Here is a 23,631-nt window from a genome sequence, read left to right as displayed (position 1 = left end):
AAAATGAAATCGATATATTTAATAATGATCTGGCTGTTGGTTAGCTTGTTCTCTAACAGCAGTACCGCTGCACCCAAAATAGAGCTGCTAAAGCGCCAAGGTCATGAGAATGAAATTCCCTTATTAGATAATCGTTTTCGTATTGATGGTGAAGTTGACGAAATCACATTAATATTTTTTCGAAAGCCAGGCTCACCAGCCGTTGTATTGGTTCGCCCTGATGGCACAAAGTATTTTGCAACCGAAGCTATAAGAAACCCTAATTTGCAATGGTACGATGAAGCTAGTTACGATTTAGTGACTATTACCAAACCAATGGCAGGGCCTTGGCAAGTTATAGGGCGTATATTACCTAACAGTCGGATTGTTGTATTAGGTGATATTACATTAAAAGCGCAAAACCTGCCTCCCATGCTATTTCGTGGTGAAACCGTTAAAGTGACAGGGCAAGTGTTTAATGATGGGGAGCCTGTAAAATCTAACCTATTTCAAGAGGTTGTTACCTTAGAGGTTGATTTTGTTAGCGCCAATGAAAATGGTGATGCTAATTTTGGTGCAAGCACGCAAGAGGTGGCAAAGTTTAAAGATAATGGGCGTGGTTTTGATGAGCGCGCAAAAGATGGTGTGTTCACTGGCGAATTTAAACTTAATTTGCCTGAGGGACATTGGACGCCAGAATTATATATCGCAACCCCTTTGCTACAGCGTAGGCTAGTGCAACCGACCGTTGTATTATTAGACACCCCGTTTAGTTATGACCTTACATTAGCCGAAAATGACACCCCAGAGCATATTTTAACCATTAACTTAGATACCCAAGTATTAAAAGCCGAAACCGTGTTAATCCAGGGGCGCATTTTTTATCCCAATAATGAAGAACAAGGCTTTACCATAGAGGAAAATTCATCGGCTATGCGCCAACTAGCGATTAAAAATTATGATTGGGGAAGATATAGTGTTGAATTATCGGTATTTGGTTCGAATATTAATAATCGAGAGTTTATGGCGACATTGCCAACTTATAAATTTGAAATAGACCGTCCAATTATCGCAGTACCACCACCAGTGAGTACCCTACCTGATGAACAAGTAACGCCCGTCATCGAAAAGAGTGACACCAAAGCGGTTGAAAATATATCCACTGCATTGATGATCACCTTAATTGTCACAGGTAATTTACTGATTTTGTTAATCGGTTACTTAGTCATTAGAAAGTTTGTAATGAAAAAAACGTTACTTCCTAAAATAAAACTGCCATTTATGGCAAAAAAACCAAAGAGTGAAATTGAGTTGTTCGCTGAAGATAAAATTAAAAAAGACGAAAACGGCTCAAAAAATGACAAAACAGGTGAAATTTTAAACCTTTCGATGTCAGATGACTAAAAAACCTATAAAAAAACAAAAAAGCCCTTGACGAAGTAGGGGCTGGTTCGTATTATTCACGCCGCTGCAAAGGGAGACCTAAACAGCAACGAAGATGCGGAGTGGTAGTTCAGTTGGTTAGAATACCGGCCTGTCACGCCGGGGGTCGCGGGTTCGAGTCCCGTCCACTCCGCCAATTTTCGACAATTTGTAAGTATAAGCTGGAGTGGTAGTTCAGTTGGTTAGAATACCGGCCTGTCACGCCGGGGGTCGCGGGTTCGAGTCCCGTCCACTCCGCCAACGCTTACACAACATATGGTTGTAAAACATATTCTTATTATGGAGTGGTAGTTCAGTTGGTTAGAATACCGGCCTGTCACGCCGGGGGTCGCGGGTTCGAGTCCCGTCCACTCCGCCAATAAGAAAAAATAACAGTTTAAATATGCGCTGGAGTGGTAGTTCAGTTGGTTAGAATACCGGCCTGTCACGCCGGGGGTCGCGGGTTCGAGTCCCGTCCACTCCGCCAACTATTTAAGCCCTGTTATATTACAAAATTTGTATGCTGGAGTGGTAGTTCAGTTGGTTAGAATACCGGCCTGTCACGCCGGGGGTCGCGGGTTCGAGTCCCGTCCACTCCGCCAACAAATTAAGTAATAGCAAGTAATATGATATCTCTGCGGAGTGGTAGTTCAGTTGGTTAGAATACCGGCCTGTCACGCCGGGGGTCGCGGGTTCGAGTCCCGTCCACTCCGCCACTTGATATCGTAACAAAATTAGTAAGTGCATTACCCCATGCACATACCACTGCGGAGTGGTAGTTCAGTTGGTTAGAATACCGGCCTGTCACGCCGGGGGTCGCGGGTTCGAGTCCCGTCCACTCCGCCACTTGTTATTTCCTCAATAACAAGCAATAAAAATCTATTTAAACTAAACATGTCTTAACTATTTTCTTTCATATTTACTCTATTTTACTAACCTATTAATATTCCTGTATATTCTTTATTATTCAGCTTTTTATTTATACATGAATAGCCAAGAATCGACTCTCACTTTTAAAAGGATGAGTAGAAATGAGTACTTTAGGTCAACAGATAAAACAATTAAGACATGCTAAACAATTAAGCCAGCCAGAGTTTGCAGTGCAAGTGGGAATCGAGCAAAGTTATTTATCAAAACTTGAAAATGATAAATCAATCCCTTCAAATGAAATCTTTAGATCTTTATTGGTTGCGCTAGGGCTTTCAATTGATGAGTTTATGCAGCCCCTTGTATCGAGTCATGACAAAACAAGGCTCATGCAAATTCCCGATGTAGAACTATGGTTTAAAACTAAAGCCGTAAAAAGCTCCGCCGTGCAGCGTAAAACTATATACCTTGCTATGTTTTTAATATCTTTCGGCTGTGCATTATTTTATGCAGGGCATAAAAATTATCTGTTTAATGAACACTTTTACGAATACAAATCAACCGGTGTGATCAAAGCAGATGAACCTTTGAATGTTTTTACTCATTGGAGTAATTATATTATTGAGTCAAACCCAGAGAAAAGAGAAAAAAAAGGGCGAGAAATGTTGGCTAGGCGAGTACCGATTTTTAAGTTAGTGGATGAGTATGTTGGTGAATCATTTGTTGAAGAAGTTGCGGGCGGTAAACGTGTTTATCATGCCAGTAAACTCCCTAGGACCATTATACATGCAGGCAATAGTTGGCTTGAATTTATCGGCATATTTGCCGCTGTATTTGGTTTGGTACTCGCTGTATTTGAGCCAAAGTTAACACGCCAGCCGCAATAAGTATTTAAGTTAATATTACGCAGTTTAATTTTTTAGTTGAGCCTAGAGCTTTGTGGGCTCACGTAATTTTTAAAAAACCTCCCAAACTTTTTTTATTCAAGGAGGTGGAATGTGTATTTTTGCAGTTGCCTGTGCACCTGCAATGATACAATTTACCTGATTAGTCGCAAATACATCAAATATTCCAAAGTAATGTTAATATCACTTTTTATCCCCGTTTATAGGCTGTGAGGCTAAATTATAGTGCCGTAGCTGTTAAAACTTACCTTTATTGTAGTTTCATGTAGAGTAAAGCACTGTTATTGGCACAGAGGGTGTCAGGGCTTATTGCACTAATTTAAAAAGGGTATTTTATGATTGAGGTCATTGGTTTAAATAAGCAGTTTTCTAATAATGTCGTTTTTAAAAATTACAACAAGGTTATTTCAGATAGAAAGGTGTGCATTGAAGCGCCTAATGGCCACGGTAAAACGACATTACTTATGATATTAGCAGGGCTTGATAAACCGCAAAGCGGCTCTTTTTTATTTTCGGGTAGCGCTTTAACTGAACCTACAAAATCAGTGGCTATTGCGAGTGATCGTATTGCATTACCTGATTTTTTAACGTCTAAACAAATAATAGAATTGTCTATAAATACAATCGGATGTGAATGGCCGCAAGCATTAATAACAGGTTTTAACTTTAATGCATTTTTAAATACGCGTTTTGATGCATTATCGTCGGGTAATCAAAAAAAATGCCAGTTAATCATTGCCCTTATGCGCGGTGCGCCCTATTTATTTTTAGATGAACCGAGTGCGGCGATGGATCAAAATAGCATTGAGTATCTTTTAAATTTACTCGATGTTTATTTGATTGATAAGCCTAATGGACAAATTATTATTACCTGCCATGAACCCGAGGTGTTTATTGAACATGGTTTTAAATGTGAGCCGCTATGATGGCGCATAAAAAACAGTTGTTTGGGCAATATCGTGCCTTTATGGCTTATCGCTATCAAGCCTATACAACGCAACTTAAACAACTTCTATTACAATTAAAAAGCTTTGGCCTATTATTTTTAATTGTATTGGGCTCTTCGGTATTAGGGATTGTGTTTACCTTATTACTGGGGTTAGGAAAAATTATCGATAGCATAGATGCACCCCAATACGGTGCTCAAATGGCTTGGCTTTATTTGTTATTGCAAAGTGTTATGTTAACGGTGGTCAAAGCAGCCATAAAAAACTCGTCTCAACGTACATTTCAACTCACCTTGGTAAAAAAAAGCTGGCTTATCGTTATGGATTTAAAGCTGTTGTTGTTAAGTCACTACTTACTTGTGGTAAGCCTTGTTATTGCTGTTAACCTTAATATAAGCCAGTGGGTAAGGGCGCCACATTTTATTGTATTTATACTCTTACAGTGTGCCTTGGGTGTGTTGTGTTTATATAAATCTAAAGCATTAACCTATGGTTTTATATTAACGGCAATTTGGGTTGTTATTCCAATTAATATAAATCCATTAATTTATCAGTGTGGCTTTTTAGCATTGTTTACCCTCAGCCTTTTTATTACACCGCTTTCTTTTACCCCTAGGTTAAGTGTTAACTCGTTACTTGGATTTTGGTTATTGTATTTTGCTCATTATAGTTGGGTGTTAGTTTGGCGTAGCACATTTTTAATATGTGTATTTATGGCATCAAGGGTATTGCTTCAGGAGCGCTTTGATTTAGCCGCAATATTTAGCATGGTATCACTTGCATTTTTGGTTCTATTGAGTAGTTCACTTCAGTTCGACTGCTCTGAACTATTTAAACGATACCGACTGTTTTTTACTATGCAAAATAAACAGTCCGTATTCTTTTTTAGTCAATTTATCCCAAGCTTAATATTGCAGTTTATTACTGTTATTGGCTTTTTTACGTTGTTTAAATCTTTTGACTTTTTACTGTTAGTTTTTTCACTAACTTGGTGTTTACTACAGCAATACATTGCAGTGAAAAAGCCTAGATATTATGGGTTAGTGTGGATGCTAATAACCACCATGTTATTGGCATACGCCGCGTATTATTAATTTATAAAACCAGTCATCTTGAGTTTAAATAGGTTTGCATCGATTAGAAGGGCACGCCTTGCATTAAATAACGAAATTGTATTGCATGATCGATCACGTTTTAATTAATAATGAACTAAAAATAAAAAGCCAGCGCAAAGAGCGCTGGCTTGATGAGTATAACTAACTACAAAGCAGGAGAGTAACTTAAAACGTTACACCGGCTCTGAGTTTGCGGTACTGTTTTTAACAGCCGCTTTACCCGCTAATAAATCGGCAGGGTCAAAGTCATCAACGTTAATCACATCTAAACGAGCTTTTTCTACTGCGGCTAGTTTATCAGCTTCAGCTTGGCTTAAAATACCCGCCTCTAGGCCCATTTGCGCTACTTTATCAAGTTGGAAGAAAGGAAGTTTAATCCCTTTTTCTTTACACACTTTGTCAAATAGTGGCTCAACAGCAAGTACCTCTTTAAGAGTTTGCTCTTGGCGACCAACTAAGTTAAGTGGCTCATCTTTTAGGTAAACATAGCTAGCTAAGCGGTTACGTGTTTCACTCGGTACTTGTAATAACTGTGCTAATTTATGCTCTAGCTTATCAGTGGGTTTACGTACTGGACGACCTAATGGGAATAACAATAATTTTAATACCGCACGTAGTGGTGCCGATGGCATATTGTTTATTAAATCTGCTAATGCACGTTGACAGTGATATAAGTGATCTTGACAGCTCCACTTAACTAAAGGTAAATCTTCAGCTTTACGGCCTTCGTCGTTATAACGTTTCAGCGTTGCAGAAACTAAGTACAAGTAACTAAGTAAATCACCTAAGCGAGCTGAAATACGTTCTTTACGTTTTAAAGAGCCACCAAAAACAGCCATACTAATATCAGACATTAGCGCAAGTGAGGCACTAAAACGGGTAGCAATACGGTAAAATGCCGCCGTGTCATCGTTAAACGGAACACTGGTAAAGCGTGCACCCGTTAACGCAAGCCACTTGGTACGCACTAAATTAGAAATAGTAAACCCAATATGACCTGTTAGCGCTTTATCAAATACATTTAGTGCTTCTTCACGGTCTTCAATCTCACATGCACCTAACTCTGTAAGTACAAATGGGTGACAACGAATCGCACCTTGACCATAAATGATCATATTACGAGTTAATATATTTGCACCTTCTACAGTGATAGCAATTGGGGCACCTTGATAGCCTCGACCAAGGTAGTTATTTGGCCCAAGCATAATCCCTTTACCGCCAAGTACGTCCATTGCATGCATGGTTGAATCACGCATTTGCTCTGTTAAATGGTATTTGATGATAGCCGACACAACCGACGGTTTTTCACCTAAATCGACTGCGCCAGTAGACATACTCACTGCTGCATCTGAGCTATAAGCATATCCTGCTAATTTAGCCAGCGACTCTTCAACACCTTCCATTTTACCAATAGGTAAACGGAATTGACGACGAATACGACTATACGCACCGGTTGCTAATGCAATTGTTTTAATGCCACCTGTTGAATTAGACGGCAATGTAATAGCACGACCGACAGATAAACATTCAACCAGCATGCGCCAGCCTTGACCAGCCATTTCTGGGCCACCAATAATGTAATCAAGTGGTACAAAAATGTCTTTACCGCGTGTAGGGCCATTTTGAAACGGCACATTTAATGGGAAATGACGACGACCAATTTCAACACCTGGTGTGTCGGTAGGTATAAGGGCACAGGTAATGCCCGGCTCTTTGTTATCGCTTAATAAACCATCGGGATCTTGTAATTTAAATGCAAGTCCTAATACGGTGGCCACTGGTGCCAACGTAATATAACGTTTATTCCATGTTAGATTTACACCAACAACTTCTTCACCATTCCATTGTCCTTTACACACGACACCATAATCTGGAATCGAACTAGCATCAGAACCCGCTTCTGGAGAGGTAAGTGCAAAACAAGGAATTTCTTGGCCACTTGCTAAACGAGGCAGGTAATGATCTTTTTGCTCAGTGGTACCATAATGTTGTAGTAATTCACCAGGACCTAAAGAGTTTGGAACACCCACAATAGATGAAAGCAGTGTCGATTTACTCGTTAGTTTTTGTAGTACACACGATTGAGCAAAAGCAGAAAACTCTAAACCGCCATATTGTTTTTTAATGATCATGGCAAAGAATTTATTATCTTTTAAATATTGCCATACATCTTGTGGTAAATCAGTGAGTTCATGGGTTGCTTCCCAGTCATCTAACATTCCACACACTTGCTCAACAGGCCCGTCTAAAAACGCTTTTTCTTCAATCGTAAGCTTAGGCACTGGGTATTGATGTAATTTATTCCAATCAGGATTACCACAAAATAAATCAGCTTCCCACCAGGTTGTACCTGCATCGATTGCTGATTTTTCAGTATCAGACATGGTCGGTGTAATTTTTTTGAATGTTTTAAAAATAGGCTTAATTATATATTCTTGGCGAATACCGGTTACAGATAAAGGTACTGCGATGATTAAAAAAATCAACCAACTGATAAAACCAAAAGCACCCGCAAAGGTGCCTATTAATAGAGTAGCTGCCGAAATACCAACCGCGGTATTCCAACTTGCTCTGTGGTAAACCGCAGCACTAAGCAGCGCGATTAAACCGAGTGTAAATATGAGTGTCATTGTTTATTCCTTATTAGAGGTCAGACCACCTTGATTAGAGTAGCGCCACAAAGCGTAACTTTCAAGTAGATTACACATAATATTTATTAATAAATAGACAAATTTTATTAAAACGAGGCAACAAATTAATATGCCTTCTTGCCTTGCTAATGTTTATGTTTGACAATGCAAATTAAGAGCAGTTTTGCACTGCTGTAAATGAAAGCTAAGTTAGAGATAGCTTTAAGTTAATACTGGTTTGCTAATGGGTTTATTAATTAATGTGTGAATTGCTTGGCATGTCGGCCAATGTACCAACAGATATTTGTTTTAGTTTTTCGGGTCTACTTGAACGCGGTGGTAATACCGGTCCTCATAAAGACGGTTGGGGAATTACTTTTTATGAAGGCAAAGGTTGTCGAACGTTTAAAGATCCTGAGCCGAGCTGTGAGTCAGAAATAGCAAAATTTGTAAAAGCGTATCCTATTAAAAGTGTGTCGGTTATTAGCCATATTCGCCAAGGCAATCGAGGGCGAGTATGTTTAGAAAATACACACCCGTTTACACGTGAGTTATGGGGGCGTGAAATTACTTATGCTCATAATGGGCAACTTTCAAATTATCACGACTTAAAACCCGAATATTACCGTCCCGTAGGCAATACAGATAGCGAGCTCGCGTTTTGTTGGTTACTTGATAAAATTCGTGAAAAATACCCTAAAAAGCCAAGTAATATGGCCTCGGTATTTCGTTATGCTGCCAAGCTTTCTCATACGTTAAGAGAAAAGGGCGTATTTAATATGTTACTGAGCGATGGGGTATATGTGTTAGCTTATTGCACTAACAACCTTCATCATATTACTCGTAGAGCACCGTTTGGCAAAGCAACATTAATAGACGCCGATGTAGTGATTGATTTTCAAAAAGAAACAACCCCAAAAGATGTCGTAACTGTCATCGCAACGCGTCCGTTAACAAACGATGAGCGTTGGCAAAAAATGGAGCCCGGTGAGTTTGCGTTGTTTAAAATGGGTGAATTAATATAACGCCCATAAAAAACGCGATGTAAATCGCGTTTTTTGCTGCAAAATAATAACAATTTAAAACTATTAGGGCGTTACTGAATTTGATGTAACAGTGAATGAATTCATTTGTACTTCAAACTGTTCAACCCCTTTTTCACCTTTCCACATACGCACTAGCATGTAATCCATTTCTGGGGCAAACCACGCAATTGCTTGGCGTTTATCATTGTCGTATAAACGCCTTACCTTAACAGCATCAATATTACCAATAGGTAACGAAATCATTTCGGTTCCAATCACTTCAAAATTATAATCGCGACGATTACCTTTTTTATCAACTAATGGAAAAGAAAAATTGGTTTCACCGGCTTTTAAGCCTTCACGTACTTGAACTTGATACGAAATTGCATCTTGAAACTCATCAGTCCATTCACATTTTAAAGGGTATTCACTGGTTGAACTGGTAACTTTTTTGTTTTCAACATCAAACTTAATATCATAATCTTTGTCAGGGCCTGTGCCTGTACGTAGCATAGAATAATGATAGGGTGATACTTTGCCCTCTGTAAAAGTAAATTGTGATGTTTCTTGGCGCGAATCTGAAAAGATCATCCATTCAATATTACTATGATACGTAAGCTCATAGTTATTCTCAGCCAGTTTTTTTAGTTCGCGAGTTGCTTCACCATGACGTTCTCCTTTGCGTAAAATGTCATAGTTTGCTTCGTATTGTGTTAATTCGCCTGCTATAAGGCTACCTGGAAGTAAAGTGCCCGCTAACAATAGCAAGGCACTTAATTTTTTATTATGGGTAGTGCGCGCCATGGGCGGGAAGTTGTTTTTTATCAAGAACTGCATAATCTGCTTCCATCGAAAGTCGTTGTTCACTGAACCATTTGACCACCAAAGGATAAATAATATGCTCTTGTTCATGTACTCGTGCAGCAAGTGTTTCTGCGGTATCGTTTTCTAACACCGCTACTTTTGCTTGCAGAATAACCGGACCACCGTCTAGCTCTTCCGTTACAAAATGTACACTAACACCATGAAACGCATCATTTGCATCAATTGCTCTTTGGTGGGTATTCAGCCCCTGGTACTTAGGCAACAAAGATGGATGAATGTTCAACATTTTTCCAACATATTTTTGCACTAAGTTACCAGTAAGAATACGCATAAATCCAGCTAATACAACTAGATTTGGTTCAAAAGAATCAATTACATGTAATAATTGCTCATCGTAAGCTTCACGCGTTGCAAAATCTTTATGGCTTAATACCGCAGTTGGAATGCCCGCTTTTTTTGCACGCTCCAACCCATAAGCGTCTGCTTTATTACTGATCACAGCCGCTATATGCGCATTTATCTCGCCATTTTTGCAGGAATCTATAATGGCTTGAAGGTTCGAGCCACTTCCTGAAATTAATACAACTAAGCGAGTCGGTGCCATTACTTAGCACCACCTACAATTTCAACTTGCTCTTCGCCTGCAACAGCATCTTGTATTTCACCAATATGCCAAGCATTTTCACCCAACTCTTTTAATAAAGTTAAGCTTTGCTCTAACTTATCTGCTGGAACAACCAACACCATACCTACACCACAGTTAAATGTACGGTACATCTCGTGTGTTGTTATGTTGCCGTTTTCTTGTAACCAGTTAAATACGGTTGGCCACTGCCAGCTATCACCTTTAACAACGGCTTTAGCCGATGCTGGTAATACGCGAGGAATATTTTCCCAAAAACCGCCGCCAGTAATATGCGAAAGGGCATGCACATCAACGTGCTTAAATAATTCTAATAAAGGCTTAACGTAAATACGTGTTGGCTCTAATAAATGCTCACCCAGTGTTTTTGAGTCAATTACTTGATTCGTGTCTGCATTTGAAACCTCAAGCACTTTACGAATTAAAGAAAAACCATTTGAATGAGGTCCGCTAGATGCCAGAGCAATAAGTTGATCGCCAGCCGCTACTTTTGTGCCATCAATGATATTGGCTTTTTCAACTACGCCAGTACAAAAACCAGCCATGTCGTAATCTTCGCCTTCATACATACCTGGCATTTCAGCTGTTTCACCGCCAATAAGCGCACAACCCGAAATTTCACAGCCTTTACCAATACCTGTAACAACATCGGCCGCTGTATCTACATCAAGTTTTCCAGTTGCATAATAATCTAAGAAAAACAGAGGCTCAGCACCTTGTACAATTAAATCATTTACACACATTGCTACCAAATCTATGCCCACAGTATCGTGTTTTTTAAGATCGATTGCTAAACGTAATTTAGTACCAACACCATCTGTACCAGCAACTAATACAGGCTGCTTATAACCTTCAGGGATTTCGCAAAGTGCGCCAAAACCACCAATTCCGCCCATAACTTCAGGACGACGAGTTTTTTTAACAACACCTTTAATACTTTCTACAAGTGCATTACCAGCGTCGATATCTACGCCCGCGTCTTTATAGCTTAGAGACTGTTTTTGTTCGCTCACAGGTTTTCCTCAAAATAGTTGCTTAGTGCTTACTTAGAAACGCGCGTATTTTACAACAATTGCATGGCATCGGCTAGGGTAAATATGCTTTTGCAGCACTTGACAAGGACACTTGTCCGCTAATTGTGGTTTTTACGAGCAAATAATCATGCTCGCAATTTATTTTAAGTATAAAAAGCCTGTATTTACTTAAATAATGCTAAGCAATAAATGGGCTATAAAGTTATTAACGCTAAGGGCATGCCAAGTATAAATACATTATAAAAAGTACGTTTTATTGGCTGTGGCATTTTTTATATTTTTTTCCACTGTTACATGGGCAGTTATCGTTGCGTCCAATTTTTTTATCTGCAACGGGGATTATTTCACCGGTTAAATAGCGCCATTGCGATTGCTCTTTTATAAACTGTGACTTTTCGTGGAGTTGGCAAAATAAGTTTTCGTAAAAGTAAAAAGCTTTAAACTCAACCATAGCCGTGGTGTCTGAGGTTTCTTCAGCGTTAATCACGTTTAATTCTACAAAGCGACAACTTGTGGCAAAGTCGTTTATTTCATTTATAGGGTTTTCAGATTGAACAGTGCTGGCATAGGTTTCATAAATGTATTGTGCATTTTCTAACACATAAGCACTGTAGCGAGAGCGCATTAATTGTTCTGCGTTTATTGCTTGGCGGTTGTTTAAAATTATAGGTTCGCAGCAATCAGCAAAAGAGTGCTGAGTGCCACAAAAACAAAGTGAGTTCGATGGTTGCGTCATAATTTAACTATTTTAAATAAAACGCTAGTTTATCAAGCTTATTGAGTAAGTGGTATTGCCTGAGATTTAGCGTGCTTTGTAAAACAATAAAGTTTCGCGCTATTTTTAGTTAAATTTAACGATAAGTTATTTATTTGATTATTTTTTACTATGTCTGTCCAGGTAATAACTGCGGCAAAATTACCATTATTTAATGCCGAATTTAATACATACTCTAAGTTCACTAAATGCTTTTGCCTAATCACCAATAACTTACTGGTATCAATAGAGCACGAATCAAGTAATGCCTTGCTAGGCACATTGTCCGGCGCTATAAGTAATGTCCATGCGTTCGAACTATTATAGTGATGCAACACTTTTAATAATTCAAACGTTGCCGATATTTCATCTTCAATTTGAATCAAATTCACAGACTCACTTTGCGTGTCTTGTTGATAGCTTTTAACGGTTCTAATTGTAATTGGCTGTAACATAGTTATCTCACTCACTGGGTTTATATACAGTACCTATATACAGTAGTTTATACAGTTGTTTAGTGCAAGCCTTTTTTTGCTATTTTTTTGTACAATTTAATTTTTTTTTGTTCTTTCTCATTCGGGTTTGGAATGGTTTCTCACAGAGCTGGAATGGAGAGCCATGCGTGGCAAGGGCTACAGAGGAGGTGATTTTTACCTAATTTGTGTTTTTCTCATAGGTGTTGGAATTTAAGTAAGGCTTATACGTTAATCCAGTATCTTTTTTTTGAACTTAATACAGTACGGAGAGCACTTTTTTGTTGTAGTACATATTAAAAGAGTGCCCTTAAAGCCACGCTATCTGATACTAAAAATGTAGTAAGGCCGTTATGAGCGATAACCGGACATTGAGATTTGCTTAATATCGTCGTTAATTGATTGGTTAAACAGCTCTTTGCGCATATTCATAGAAATGAGTAAACGCGTACTTATATCCTTAATTTTACTTGTAAATATTAAATTGCATTTGATAGCAATATCTTAGGTAATTTGTTTAAACTGTAGAAAGTAGAAAATGAGCGTGATATCGGCAGAAATATGTACGATTTACGCATTTTAAAATTGTAAGAGATTTGGTTCAATCATCACATATTTTGCAAGCAGACAGGAAGTGAGTGGGAATACATGAAAATAGGACGAAATGAAAAGTGTTGGTGTAATTCTGGTAAGAAGTTTAAACATTGCCATTATGGTCGTGAAAATGAAGCTCCTATTAGTAAAGGTGAAGCAATTGGGCATACAAAGAAAAACTCATCAAGAAAATTATGTTACGTTTCGCCTGATTTAAAACATGAATGTAGTAAAAAAATTATTAACGCTCATACCATATCGAAAAGCGGTAGCTTGAAAGAAATTGCAGATGAAAGTAACCATGTATTGGGCTTAAAAATAAACTTACCAAATATAATGATAAATAAAGGTAAATTAATCCCAGAGAAAATCGGAATTAATCAAGCTTCGACGTTTAAAGGGTTTTGTTCTACTCATGATAAGACGCTTTTTGCTTGTATAGAAGACAGGGTGTTTGTTGGAGATGAAGAGCAATGTTTAGCTCTGATGTACCGTTCAGTTGCAAAAGAGCTGTATGCTAAAGAGAGCATGCTTAATACATCTGAGTTTATTAAAGGTGGTGATAGAGGTAGGCAACCATTAGAGCAGATGTTCCTGCAGAAGTTTGCAGCTGATCAAAAGCTGGGGATTAATGCTGCTATCAAGGAGCTTTCCGAGCTAAAGCATCAACTTGATGATCAACTTCTTGGTAACACAACTGGTAATTTATCTCATCTGATTATCGAATCGTCAGAACCTATGCCTGTGGCTGTTTCATCAATTGTTGCACCAATAAGTGATTTTTCTGGCAACTTTATTCAAGATTTAGGAGATTTAAGTGTTGATGCTCAGCAACTAATTTTCAATTCATTTTCTAGTGACGGGAAAGGGTATGTAGTTTTTAGTTGGGTAAAAGAATCAAAAAAAGTTTTAGGCTTCATTAATTCACTATTGGCCATAGATGAAAGTAAAATGTTTAGCGCACTAATTAGGTTCTTTTTCGCAGTAGCAGAAAATACTTTTACTTCACCTTTATGGTGGAAGACGTTAACGAGTGAACAAAAAGATAAAATACAAAAACTTATAATGTCAGGTGTTAACCCAATGGAATTCGAGCCAAGCAGCTTTTTAGTTGATGATGGTCTTGAATTTTCTGGATGGGAAATTGCTGCACTTCATAAAACAAATTTTTAGAAAGTTGTTAAACGTCTGCTTCTGGTACTTTGGCGAAGTCCGCCTCGAGCGATAACCGGACATTGATATTTGCTTAATATCGTCGCTAATTTATTGGTTAAACTGCTCTTTACGCGTATATTCAGGAAAATAAGCGACGCGTGCATATTATTCTATTAAACTTTACTTTAAAGCTTTAAAAAACTTAGTGGTAGCAATGCTTTAGGTTATTTGTTAAAACTATGTAAGGTAGATAAATGAGTGTAGCGTCGGCAGAAATATGCGCGGAGCTTTACTTGCATATTTTCAACTCAATAAACTTGGACGTTTTTAATGTATAGAAAAATTATATTTATCACCACTTGCATCTTATTCTCTAGTTTATCGTATGCAACAACTTGGGAAGTCATCTATAAAGAAGATAAGATGACTGATGAAAAGCAGGTGATATACAGTAATAAAAGTCAGAATTTATTTGTATTATGCAGAGCTAACAGTGCAGGAATATTATTCCTAAATATGCCGGCCTTATCTAAATCGAATCCAAAAGCAATGGTTCGGTTTGATAAAGAAAAAGCTTTTGAAGTTCGGGGAGCATCCGGAAAAAATACCTATATAATAGCTTCATCGTTTAATAAACAATTTATTGACGGAATGATTAATGGCACGACAATGTTACTTGAAATAAAAGACCCAAATTCTGTTAGATACTATGAGTATGATTTAAAAGGTTTTTCAAAAGTTGTAGATGACAACCCTTGTCTTACTAATTCAATAACGTAGTGTCGTATCGTGATATAGGCAAATCAACAGGACTAAAAACAGTTGACTTCGCTCGTGCCTCGCTATTTTAACCAACTATTTTTAGCCCGTTATTTAAGCGTTAACATTCTTGAAAGCTTCTCATAATTTAGAGTATTTATAAAATGTCGACAAAAGAGATATTATTTGTTCTGATTTTGATTTTTGTTTGTGGTTTTATATCAAGCCAATTAGCCGAACTTTCTATTCCACAATACGCAGTTCCTTTTATGGCAATGGTTGGAGGTTTTATTGCAGTCGCTTTAAATCGATTAAAGCACTTAGATGACCTCAATTTAACTCGAAAAAAAGATGCGGCTTTAGAATATATTAAATATTTTAGTGAATATCGTTCAGCTTTACTTAACCTTATTGATCCCTCAGTAAAAGATGATCTTTTTCATTCCAATTTAATGGATGCAACCAAAAATATGGTTGCTTCGCTAGATAAGTTTCATGTTGTATCAAGTGATTCAGTATCTGAAAAAATTGAAATTAAAAACGCTGAAGTAATAAAGTTAATGATGGACTTTAGAGCTAAATCTACAGAATTTAGTGAAGATAAAAAATCATTGTTAAGGTGGTTTATTGATGAAGATATTGGCTCTAAACTTAATACTATAAGGCATGAGATAATTACACTAATAAACACTGAAGTCGGAGATGGTTCAGGTACGACCAAGCTTAAATCAGCCATTGATTCAAACAATGCTGACTTTAAAAGTTTATTTTCAAAGCTCTTAAAATAGAATGCTAACAAGTTTATCAAACATCATTACTGGCAAAGAACAGCCTCCACTGGATTGGACGCGTAAAAAGCGGGCGCCATTTATAAAAAGCGGTGAGAGTGTAACGCGGTAAGTCGGATTATTTCTAGTAAATTCATCATTTTTGTCGGATGGCGTGGCTTCACCACTTATCCGATCTACGTCAAAAAGTTGGTTAAGTTGAAGGCCCCAGCCAACAGAGTTTCAGATGCACATCTTGAAAGTCTGCTATTGGCACTTAGGAGCTACACATTTCAGGCAATAGTCAGCAGTTAATATAACTGACTTAAATCGATTAATTACATATGAAATCACATCATTCATTATGCACTTTGGACTAACTTACTTTTCCTAAACGTTTTTATATTCCAAAAAATATTTTATTAATTTTATTGTTTTTTACTTATGAGATAGTATTCAGTCTGTATGTCGCACGCTTCTTGACCAATTACAATGTTCTAGTTACATTGGTTAAATATACTATTGCTATTCAAGTAAGAACAAGGGATTACAACTACTCATGGAAGAAATTGATACACTCAAACCAGAGCAAATCGAATTAGATATTGATGTTATTTCAACATTTTCATTAGCTGCTCAGCAAAATGCATATTCAGTGCTGCGTGACATCAAAATCACGGTACCTGAGTCTGATAACAAATCAGTTCTTCGAAACCTCAAATTGAGATTATGTGCTATTGACGGCTGGTTAACTACGAGTGAATGGCTTATTGATGAAGTCATTTCAGGTCATTCAGTTAAGTTACCACCTAAAGAACTCAAATTTCCTTTCGAGACATTATTTGGCTTAACAGAGGAAGTCCTTTTACACCTTAATTTTGAATTATTGGATAGTGATGGACAAGTATTAAGTGAGAGTGTGCATAACGTAAGCGTCTTACCTGCGAGCTTTTGGGGGGGTGAAACACGCCAACCAGATTTACTTGCTGCTTTCGTTAAGCCAAATGGTTTATATGTAGAGTCTTTAGTTAGAAAAGTTGCATCTGTATTAGAGACTGGTGGCCATGGGCGTTCTGTAGATGGGTATCAGTCTAATACTAGAGAGAAGCCTTATTTAATGCTGGCAGCACTCTGGAACGTTATTTTTCAGGAAAAAATTGCATATGTTAGTCCACCACAAGGTTTTGCTAAAACGGGTCAGCGAATTCGCCTAGCTGCTGATATAAGTCAATCAAAAATGACTGCGTGCTTAGATTCGTCGATTTTATTTGCTAGCTGTATCGAGGCTATAGGTTTAAACCCAGTAATTGCAATTACTCAAGGGCATGCATTTGCTGGTGCATGGCTTATCGACGAAAAGCTTCCTGTTCTTTGTAATGACGATCCTCAAGATATAAGAAAGCGTTTCGATAATAGAGATTTGGTTTTATTTGAAACCACGCTTGTAACAAATGCCTCTGTTGTAACTTTTGAACAGGCTAAAGAATACGCCCGTAATTTACTCGGTGAGGATAAAGAAGAAGAGTTTGTAATGGTTTTAGATATTGCTCAAGCAAGATCGCAGTCAATAAAGCCATTATCAACAATCGAGGAGGCACGAATCGAAAGTGAATCTACAAGTGAAAGTATAGAGCTTGTTTTGCCTGAAATTCCTCCTTTACCACCAGTGCGAGCTGAAGAACGTATAGTTGAAGATAGTCCAGAGACACGCATTGACTCATGGTGTAGGAAACTTCTTGATTTAACTAAACGTAACCGATTATTAAACTTTAATGAGAGATCAGTATCAATTAAATTATTTTGTCCAGACATAGCGAATATGGAAGATATGTTAGCTGATGGGACTAAATTTAAGTTTTTATCAACGCAAGAGAGCCCATATTTTGACTCTGATCGTGACAGTGAACTATTTCGCTTCCAAACAGGTTCAGAGATTCATAAAGAATACGCTTTAAACCAGTTAAAAAATAAAGTTTTGTTAGCTAACCAGCCACCGAAGCGAGTTGAGAAGAGTGCTATTGAGCTTTTTAGAAAGGCAAAAAATGATTTAGAAGAAAGTGGTTCAAATACTTTATTTTTAGCACTGGGTTTTCTGAAATGGAAAGAGAACGCGGATGATAGCCGAAGTTTCAAAGCTCCATTGATATTAATACCTGTGAATTTAACTCGTAAAAGTGCACGAGCTCCTATTTATGTAGAGCAAGTACAAGGTGAAGATCCGATTTTTAATCTTACTTTGATTGAGTTTTTATTATCTGAGCACGATATCAACTTAAATGAATTTAAAAATGATTTACCTGAAGACGATAGCGGGATAGATGTTCCTCTTATTTGGTATAAAGTCAGGCAAGCAGTGAGTGAGCAGCAAGGTTTTGAAGTAGTCGAAGAGCTGGTTCTATCTTCTTTTTCATTTGCAAAATATTTAATGTGGAAAGATTTAAGAGATCGGTTAGAAGTTTTAAAAGAAAATCAATTTGTTCAGCATTTAGTCGACAATCCAAAAGAAGCGTATGTTCAAACAGCAGAGTTTGTTGAACAGCATAAAATTGACGATACTATAGATCCTGCTGAAGTTTTTACCCCTTTAAATTGCGATAGTTCTCAATTAGTTGCCGTTGATGCATCTGCAAAAGAGCAAGATTTTGTTCTTGAAGGCCCTCCGGGAACAGGTAAGTCAGAAACCATTGCTAATATTATCGCTCATAATATAGGTAAAGGACGTAAAGTATTATTTGTTGCCGAAAAAATGGCGGCCTTGAACGTTGTATATAAAAGGCTGAAAAAGGTTGGATTGGATCATCTTTGTTTAGAGTTACATAGTAATAAAGCGAACAAAAAAGCTGTATTAGATCAACTGGGTCAAGCGTGGGATTTCAGAGAAGGCTTAAACCCTCATATATGGGCTACGTATATTTCAGATCTAAAAAATAAAAAAGAAAAGTTGAATGATTATGTAAGGGAGCTTCATAAAAAATCCAAGTCTGGTATTTCTGTTCGTGACGCAATTTCTAAATTGGCTTTGAACAAAGATAATATTAAATTCAGCTTAGATTGGCCTCTTGAACTAGGTGCTGATAAAACATTAGAAAATGACCTAGATGCATTAGATAATGCAGTTTTACAGCTTAAAATTGCATTTGATGATATTCATGATCTTGATATTGCCAGTTTTTCCTGTGTGAATGCTTCCTCATGGTCAAATACTTGGCAAAGTCAGCTTGTGCAAAAAATTGGTGAATGGTTCACTGAGTTTGGGGGTATCTCCACGCAATTTAATGCTATTTTAGCTCTTTTAGAATTAAAGGCTCCTGATATAACCGGTAAAAGCTTGTCTGCCTTAAAGTCATTACATGATTTAAAAGAGTTAGCTAAGGCCCGTAATATTTCTTTTGTTTTGAAGTCGGGTTTTAATGAACGGTTGCAGTTAATAGACAGTATTGCTACACGCAAAGAAAAGCTAGATGAATTAATTAGTAAACAAGATAGTTCGATAACGGAAAAGCTATTATTAACTGCCCCAATTAGAGAGTGGAACTCAAAATATGAGACTGCGGGTAATAGTCGGTTCAAAACTGTTTTTGCTAAGTGGAAGATCAATGGGCAAGCAAAAAGCCTAGGATTTCATAAGTTTAATAATTTATCTGATTTACCGACTCTCTTACAAGCCAAAGATATTGCTGAAGGAATTATTAAAGATGTAACTGAGCTTGAAAATATGAATATTTGGAAAGGCTGGTCAACAACTTCAGAAGAGTTAATAACTATAGCTGAATTTGGTAGATTAGTGAAAGCTAAGTTAAATGAAGTTTTTCCTCTTTCAAATGATCCAACAAATATTCTTATCCTTATAAATAAACATTTCGTAGATGGCAGAGATTATTTAGATAATTCACTGTTGGCTTCAACATTAGGTGAATTTAACTCGACATATAATCAATTCGAAAAAGTACAAAAAGATTTAGTCGACTTTAATATTGTCGTTTCTTTGGATTCAAATTTGGTTGAACTGAGCCAGTCACTGGCTACAGTCACCAAAAATCGAACAAAGTTAAAAAGCTGGTGTGAGTGGGTCAGCGCACGAGCTGATGTTTGTAGTCTTGGTCTTGAGACTGTTGAGCAAGCATTAAGCACCGGTGTTGTAACACCTTCAGAGTTATTAGAGCAATTTCAGTTGGCTTATTATAGCTGGTTGGCCCCGCTTATGATTGATGAAAGTCATATACTAAGAGAGTTTAAAGCTTCAACCCATGAAGCTACAATTGAGGCTTTTTGTAAGTTAGATGAAAAAATAGCAAAGGTAACCAGTGAATATATTATTGCACTTGCTTCGAACAGAACACCTAATAAGGAAATAAAAGATTCTAAAAATGATCAGCGTTTTGGTGTGTTAGCGAAAGAGATTCAGAAGAAAACTCGGCATATCCCAATTCGTTCTTTAATCAATGAATTAGGCGAGTCATTGCTAGAGCTAACACCATGCATGATGATGTCGCCACTGTCAGTAGCTCAATTTTTGCCAGCAGATTTCAAAGGATTTGATTTAGTTGTTTTTGATGAAGCGTCGCAAATGACAACATGGGACTCAGTTGGCTCTATTGCAAGAGGTCGTAATGTTATTATTGTTGGTGATCCAAAGCAAATGCCTCCAACAAATTTTTTCTCAGCTGGTACATCAGATGCCCCTGATGAAGAAGATCTTGAGTCTATTTTAGATCAAGCTTTGGCTGCACGATTACCACTCAAAAGGCTTATGGGTCATTACCGTAGCAAACACGAGACTCTTATTGCGTTTTCAAATAGTAAATATTACGAAAACTCATTAGTGACTTATCCCTCATCAGAAACAAAAGATTCAGCAGTCTCCTTGCATAAAGTTAATGGTCTATATGCAAAAGGTAAAGGCAGAAATAATGTTAAAGAGGCACAAGCCGTTGTTCACGAAATTACAAGACGTTTACTTGATAAGCAATTACAAAAACAATCAATAGGTGTCGTAACATTAAATAGTGAGCAACAACGCACTATTGAAGATTTGTTAGATGATGCTAGGCGAAAAAAACCTGATATTGAAAAGTTTTTCCATGAATCAGAAATAAGTGAACCTGTTTTTGTTAAAAATTTAGAGTCAGTACAAGGGGATGAGCGAGATATTATCATGCTTAGCTTAGGTTACGGTCCTACTGAACCTGATGCGAAGACTATGAGTATGAATTTTGGCCCGCTAAATAAACAAGGTGGTGAACGCAGGCTAAATGTAGCTATTACTCGGGCAACGACAGAGGTCGTGGTATTTAGTAGCTTTAGCTCTTCAATGATTGATTTAAGCCGTACATCTTCCACTGCCATTGAGCATCTAAAGCATTACTTAGAGTTTGCTGAAAGAGGCCCAATATCACTTGCGGAAACTGTCACTGCTCAATATGGAGTTAATCAATTTGATAGTGATTTTGAACAAGCTGTGGCAAACGACTTACGGCAATTGGGTTGGAAAGTACAAACACAAGTTGGTGTCAGTAAATTTAAAGTTGATTTAGGTATTCTTCACCCAGACAAAGCCGGTTGCTACATTTCTGGAGTTGAGTGTGACGGTGATACATACCATAGTTCCCCAGCTGCTAGGGATAGAGATCGAGTTCGGAAAATTATACTCGAAAGCTTAGGCTGGAATATCGTTAGACTATGGTCGACAGATTATTTTGTTGATGCAGCAGCAGCTATTAAAAAACTAGATTTTAAGTTGAAAGAAATACTTGATATTGAAAGAGAGAAAGACAGACTGTTAGAAGCAGAAGCAGAAGCAGAAGCAGAAGCAGAAGCAGAAGCAGAAGCAGAAGCAGAAGCAGAAGCAGAAGCAGAAGCAGAAGCAGAAGTAGAAGTAGAAGCAGAAGTGAACCCTAATTTTAATGAAAAAATGAAAATGGAGAGCGGCACCACCATATCGAATGAAAACGAAAGTTTTTCATCTAAAAGCACAGAACAATTGGTAAATAATGAATTCGATGCAAATAATTATTTTAAAACGGAATATAAAGCTCGCTTAATAAACATAGCGAAGGAAACTTTAAAAGAAAGGCCGGGCATCACCTTGCATACGCTTGCTTTAGAGGTTGCGAATTTACATGGGTTAACCCGAACAAGTAAAAAGCAAGTTGATTATATTCGTGAGCTTTTAACCCCATGGGCAGGAATTAAAGAAAATGAAGGCTACTCACCAACGATTTGGCCATCACCTGAGGATATGTGTGAATTAATACAGTGGCGAGGTCTAAATGCGTTTGGATACGAGAGAAACTGGAAAGAGCTTGCGTATGAGGAAGCGCTTGGGTTAGCTACTTTTGCTAAAACTAATAATAGCTCAAATCCAGTAGAAGAGATGTGCTCTGAATTGGGCTTAAAAAGAAAGCATGAAACTACTATTAAGCAATTTGAGCAGTGGCTCTTGTTAATTGAATAAGCTCTATCTTTTTTCAAAGGTGTTCTTAAAAGTGGAATGATAAATTTCTAGAAGTGACAATAATGGCGGTTACTATGAGGTTAGAGTGGACTACTCTTCAGGACTACTTGATAACTATGTAATAAAGCTATTATTGTAAATTCAATTTGAATGTGCTTATTTCTTAATGCCAGTAATAGAAAGAAATAAAGCAACCCAACATAAGTAAGGCGAAAATTTGGAGAACGTAGACGAACTGATTTCAGCACTAATAACTCATCTCGTAAAGCCACAGAAATCAGAAAGGTGGTCTATGTACCGCGTGATTGCTCCAATAGTAGATTTTGCTAACACGGCAATTAATTTGGAACCGTACTTTGAGTTTAATCAGACTAGTGCGCATAGAACTTCTCAGTCTGTTGACATTGCATTACTTGATAATGAAAAGCCAGTCGTTATGATTGAAGCAAAGCGTGCGAATAAGAACATTGCACCGGAGCATATTGAGAAGTATTTAGAGGATGGCGTACGTGGCATAGTTACTAATGGTTTTGATTGGGTTTTGTGCCATAACAATTTTCATATCGTTCACTCAATTTGGAATGGGGATATGAATCAGCTTCTGAATCATCGAATCGTGTTGGTCGCATAGAGCTAGGGAAAAAGAATCCTGACATAATAGTTTTAACTAGATTGGTGGCGTTTGCTAATAGATTAAACTCTATCGCCCCTCCAAGACCACATGATAAAGGGCCACATATGAGGCGTTATAGACTGCCTGATATAGCTGGATCAGAGAGTTTTGGACGAGAGTTAGGTGCGATAATTTTTTCTTCCAAAGCTGAATGATATACAGGCTTTCTAGGTGTCGTGATCATATAAAATCAAAGTTGCGCATCTAAATAATGTCTCACTTCGCGCAAACTCTCCATTTGTCCGAGTAGTATGAAACCTAGCGCTGTTGAGCCGCCAAAAGCTTCGTTTGACTTATTGAACCATTTTGGCTTGTGCTCTTTCAGAGAAGAGTATTCCTAAATTTCTATAAATACCAATGACATAAGGAATTCGCACTAACACATCACACTCTAGCGCTGTTACGTTACCTCTTTTCCACCTTTTAAAAGTAAACTCATCAGGCTTACCCAGCAAAATACGGTGCTCTTCTTCTCTAACACGCCACGGCTTCATGATGCTAATTTACTAACTTTTGAGACTCGTTAGCATCTTGTTTTTAGATTGAATTCTTCTAAGCCACTTTTTCTTATTCCTAATTTCTATAGTCTTATTATGTAAACTATTTATTA

Annotated in this window: 17 protein-coding genes and 7 tRNA genes; 17 read left to right on the top strand and 7 right to left on the bottom strand. The window is 37.5% G+C overall.

What is annotated here, in order from left to right; genetic code table 11:
- Positions 1-3: 3 nt before the first annotated feature.
- From J8L70_RS00125 to J8L70_RS00075, 11 genes are all read left to right on the top strand, one after another.
- On the top strand, positions 4-1,383 hold the full coding sequence (locus J8L70_RS00125; RefSeq protein WP_211053446.1) for a TIGR03503 family protein: 1,380 nt from the start codon (positions 4-6) through the stop codon (positions 1,381-1,383).
- A gap of 98 nt (positions 1,384-1,481) precedes the next feature.
- Positions 1,482-1,558 (top strand) — tRNA-Asp (locus J8L70_RS00120).
- 27 nt (positions 1,559-1,585) lie between these two features.
- A tRNA-Asp gene (locus J8L70_RS00115) sits at positions 1,586-1,662 on the top strand.
- A 41-nt stretch (positions 1,663-1,703) separates the two neighbouring features.
- Positions 1,704-1,780, top strand: a tRNA-Asp gene (locus J8L70_RS00110).
- A gap of 31 nt (positions 1,781-1,811) precedes the next feature.
- Positions 1,812-1,888, top strand: a tRNA-Asp gene (locus tag J8L70_RS00105).
- Between the two features lie 38 nt (positions 1,889-1,926).
- A tRNA-Asp gene (locus tag J8L70_RS00100) sits at positions 1,927-2,003 on the top strand.
- Between the two features lie 37 nt (positions 2,004-2,040).
- Positions 2,041-2,117, top strand: a tRNA-Asp gene (locus J8L70_RS00095).
- Positions 2,118-2,170: 53 nt separating this feature from the next.
- Positions 2,171-2,247, top strand: a tRNA-Asp gene (locus J8L70_RS00090).
- A 185-nt stretch (positions 2,248-2,432) separates the two neighbouring features.
- On the top strand, positions 2,433-3,155 hold the full coding sequence (locus J8L70_RS00085) for a helix-turn-helix transcriptional regulator (protein WP_211053445.1): 723 nt from the start codon (positions 2,433-2,435) through the stop codon (positions 3,153-3,155).
- A 353-nt stretch (positions 3,156-3,508) separates the two neighbouring features.
- A complete protein-coding gene (locus tag J8L70_RS00080) occupies positions 3,509-4,099 on the top strand; it encodes an ATP-binding cassette domain-containing protein (protein WP_211053444.1) in 591 nt (196 codons plus the stop codon).
- Positions 4,096-5,214, top strand: coding sequence for a DUF6136 family protein (locus J8L70_RS00075; protein ID WP_211053443.1), 1,119 nt, complete (start codon positions 4,096-4,098; stop codon positions 5,212-5,214). The genes J8L70_RS00080 and J8L70_RS00075 overlap by 4 nt, the downstream gene beginning before the upstream one ends.
- Before the next feature lie 194 nt (positions 5,215-5,408).
- Here the strand turns inward: J8L70_RS00075 and fadE are convergent, their stop codons facing one another.
- Positions 5,409-7,865, bottom strand: coding sequence for an acyl-CoA dehydrogenase FadE (gene fadE / locus J8L70_RS00070; protein WP_211053442.1), 2,457 nt, complete (start codon positions 7,863-7,865; stop codon positions 5,409-5,411).
- Positions 7,866-8,125: 260 nt separating this feature from the next.
- On the opposite strand from fadE, the gene J8L70_RS00065 reads away from it, so the two are divergent.
- The gene (locus J8L70_RS00065) at positions 8,126-8,890 is read left to right on the top strand and encodes a class II glutamine amidotransferase (protein ID WP_211053441.1); all 765 of its coding nucleotides are present in this window, start codon (positions 8,126-8,128) and stop codon (positions 8,888-8,890) included.
- 63 nt (positions 8,891-8,953) lie between these two features.
- On the opposite strand, the gene J8L70_RS00060 is transcribed toward J8L70_RS00065, so the two are convergent.
- The 5 genes from J8L70_RS00060 to J8L70_RS00040 form a co-directional block, all read right to left on the bottom strand.
- Positions 8,954-9,694: a DUF3108 domain-containing protein gene (locus J8L70_RS00060; protein WP_247664655.1), complete on the bottom strand. Its 741-nt coding sequence runs from the start codon at positions 9,692-9,694 to the stop codon at positions 8,954-8,956.
- Positions 9,675-10,319, bottom strand: coding sequence for a phosphoribosylglycinamide formyltransferase (purN, locus tag J8L70_RS00055; protein ID WP_211053439.1), 645 nt, complete (start codon positions 10,317-10,319; stop codon positions 9,675-9,677). Before purN ends, J8L70_RS00060 begins: the two co-directional genes overlap by 20 nt.
- Positions 10,319-11,371, bottom strand: coding sequence for a phosphoribosylformylglycinamidine cyclo-ligase (gene purM, locus J8L70_RS00050; protein ID WP_211053438.1), 1,053 nt, complete (start codon positions 11,369-11,371; stop codon positions 10,319-10,321). Before purM ends, purN begins: the two co-directional genes overlap by 1 nt.
- Before the next feature lie 274 nt (positions 11,372-11,645).
- Positions 11,646-12,128 (bottom strand): YchJ family metal-binding protein, encoded by a 483-nt coding sequence (locus tag J8L70_RS00045; RefSeq protein ID WP_211053437.1) that lies wholly within the window; start codon positions 12,126-12,128, stop codon positions 11,646-11,648.
- A 38-nt stretch (positions 12,129-12,166) separates the two neighbouring features.
- A complete protein-coding gene (locus tag J8L70_RS00040) occupies positions 12,167-12,601 on the bottom strand; it encodes a SulA-like leucine-rich domain-containing protein (RefSeq protein WP_211053436.1) in 435 nt (144 codons plus the stop codon).
- 666 nt (positions 12,602-13,267) lie between these two features.
- Here J8L70_RS00040 and J8L70_RS00035 point away from each other — a divergent pair.
- The 5 genes from J8L70_RS00035 (at position 13,268) to J8L70_RS00015 (ending at position 22,979) form a co-directional block, all read left to right on the top strand.
- Positions 13,268-14,386 (top strand): SEC-C domain-containing protein, encoded by a 1,119-nt coding sequence (locus tag J8L70_RS00035; RefSeq protein ID WP_211053435.1) that lies wholly within the window; start codon positions 13,268-13,270, stop codon positions 14,384-14,386.
- 405 nt (positions 14,387-14,791) lie between these two features.
- A complete protein-coding gene (locus tag J8L70_RS00030) occupies positions 14,792-15,148 on the top strand; it encodes a hypothetical protein (RefSeq protein ID WP_211053434.1) in 357 nt (118 codons plus the stop codon).
- 143 nt (positions 15,149-15,291) lie between these two features.
- Positions 15,292-15,915 (top strand): hypothetical protein, encoded by a 624-nt coding sequence (locus tag J8L70_RS00025; protein ID WP_211053433.1) that lies wholly within the window; start codon positions 15,292-15,294, stop codon positions 15,913-15,915.
- A 538-nt stretch (positions 15,916-16,453) separates the two neighbouring features.
- Positions 16,454-22,348 (top strand): DUF4011 domain-containing protein, encoded by a 5,895-nt coding sequence (locus tag J8L70_RS00020; RefSeq protein WP_211053432.1) that lies wholly within the window; start codon positions 16,454-16,456, stop codon positions 22,346-22,348.
- A gap of 292 nt (positions 22,349-22,640) precedes the next feature.
- Positions 22,641-22,979 carry a type I restriction enzyme HsdR N-terminal domain-containing protein gene (locus tag J8L70_RS00015; RefSeq protein WP_211053431.1) on the top strand — a complete coding sequence of 113 codons (339 nt, stop codon included), beginning with the start codon at positions 22,641-22,643 and terminating at the stop codon, positions 22,977-22,979.
- A 335-nt stretch (positions 22,980-23,314) separates the two neighbouring features.
- On the opposite strand, the gene J8L70_RS00005 is transcribed toward J8L70_RS00015, so the two are convergent.
- Positions 23,315-23,515, bottom strand: coding sequence for a hypothetical protein (locus J8L70_RS00005; protein ID WP_211053430.1), 201 nt, complete (start codon positions 23,513-23,515; stop codon positions 23,315-23,317).
- Positions 23,516-23,631: the final 116 nt, after the last annotated feature.

It is taken from the genome of Pseudoalteromonas sp. MMG010 (assembly GCF_018100905.1).
GTDB lineage: Bacteria > Pseudomonadota > Gammaproteobacteria > Enterobacterales > Alteromonadaceae > Pseudoalteromonas.
This window is presented reverse-complemented; position numbering and strand designations above follow the sequence as displayed.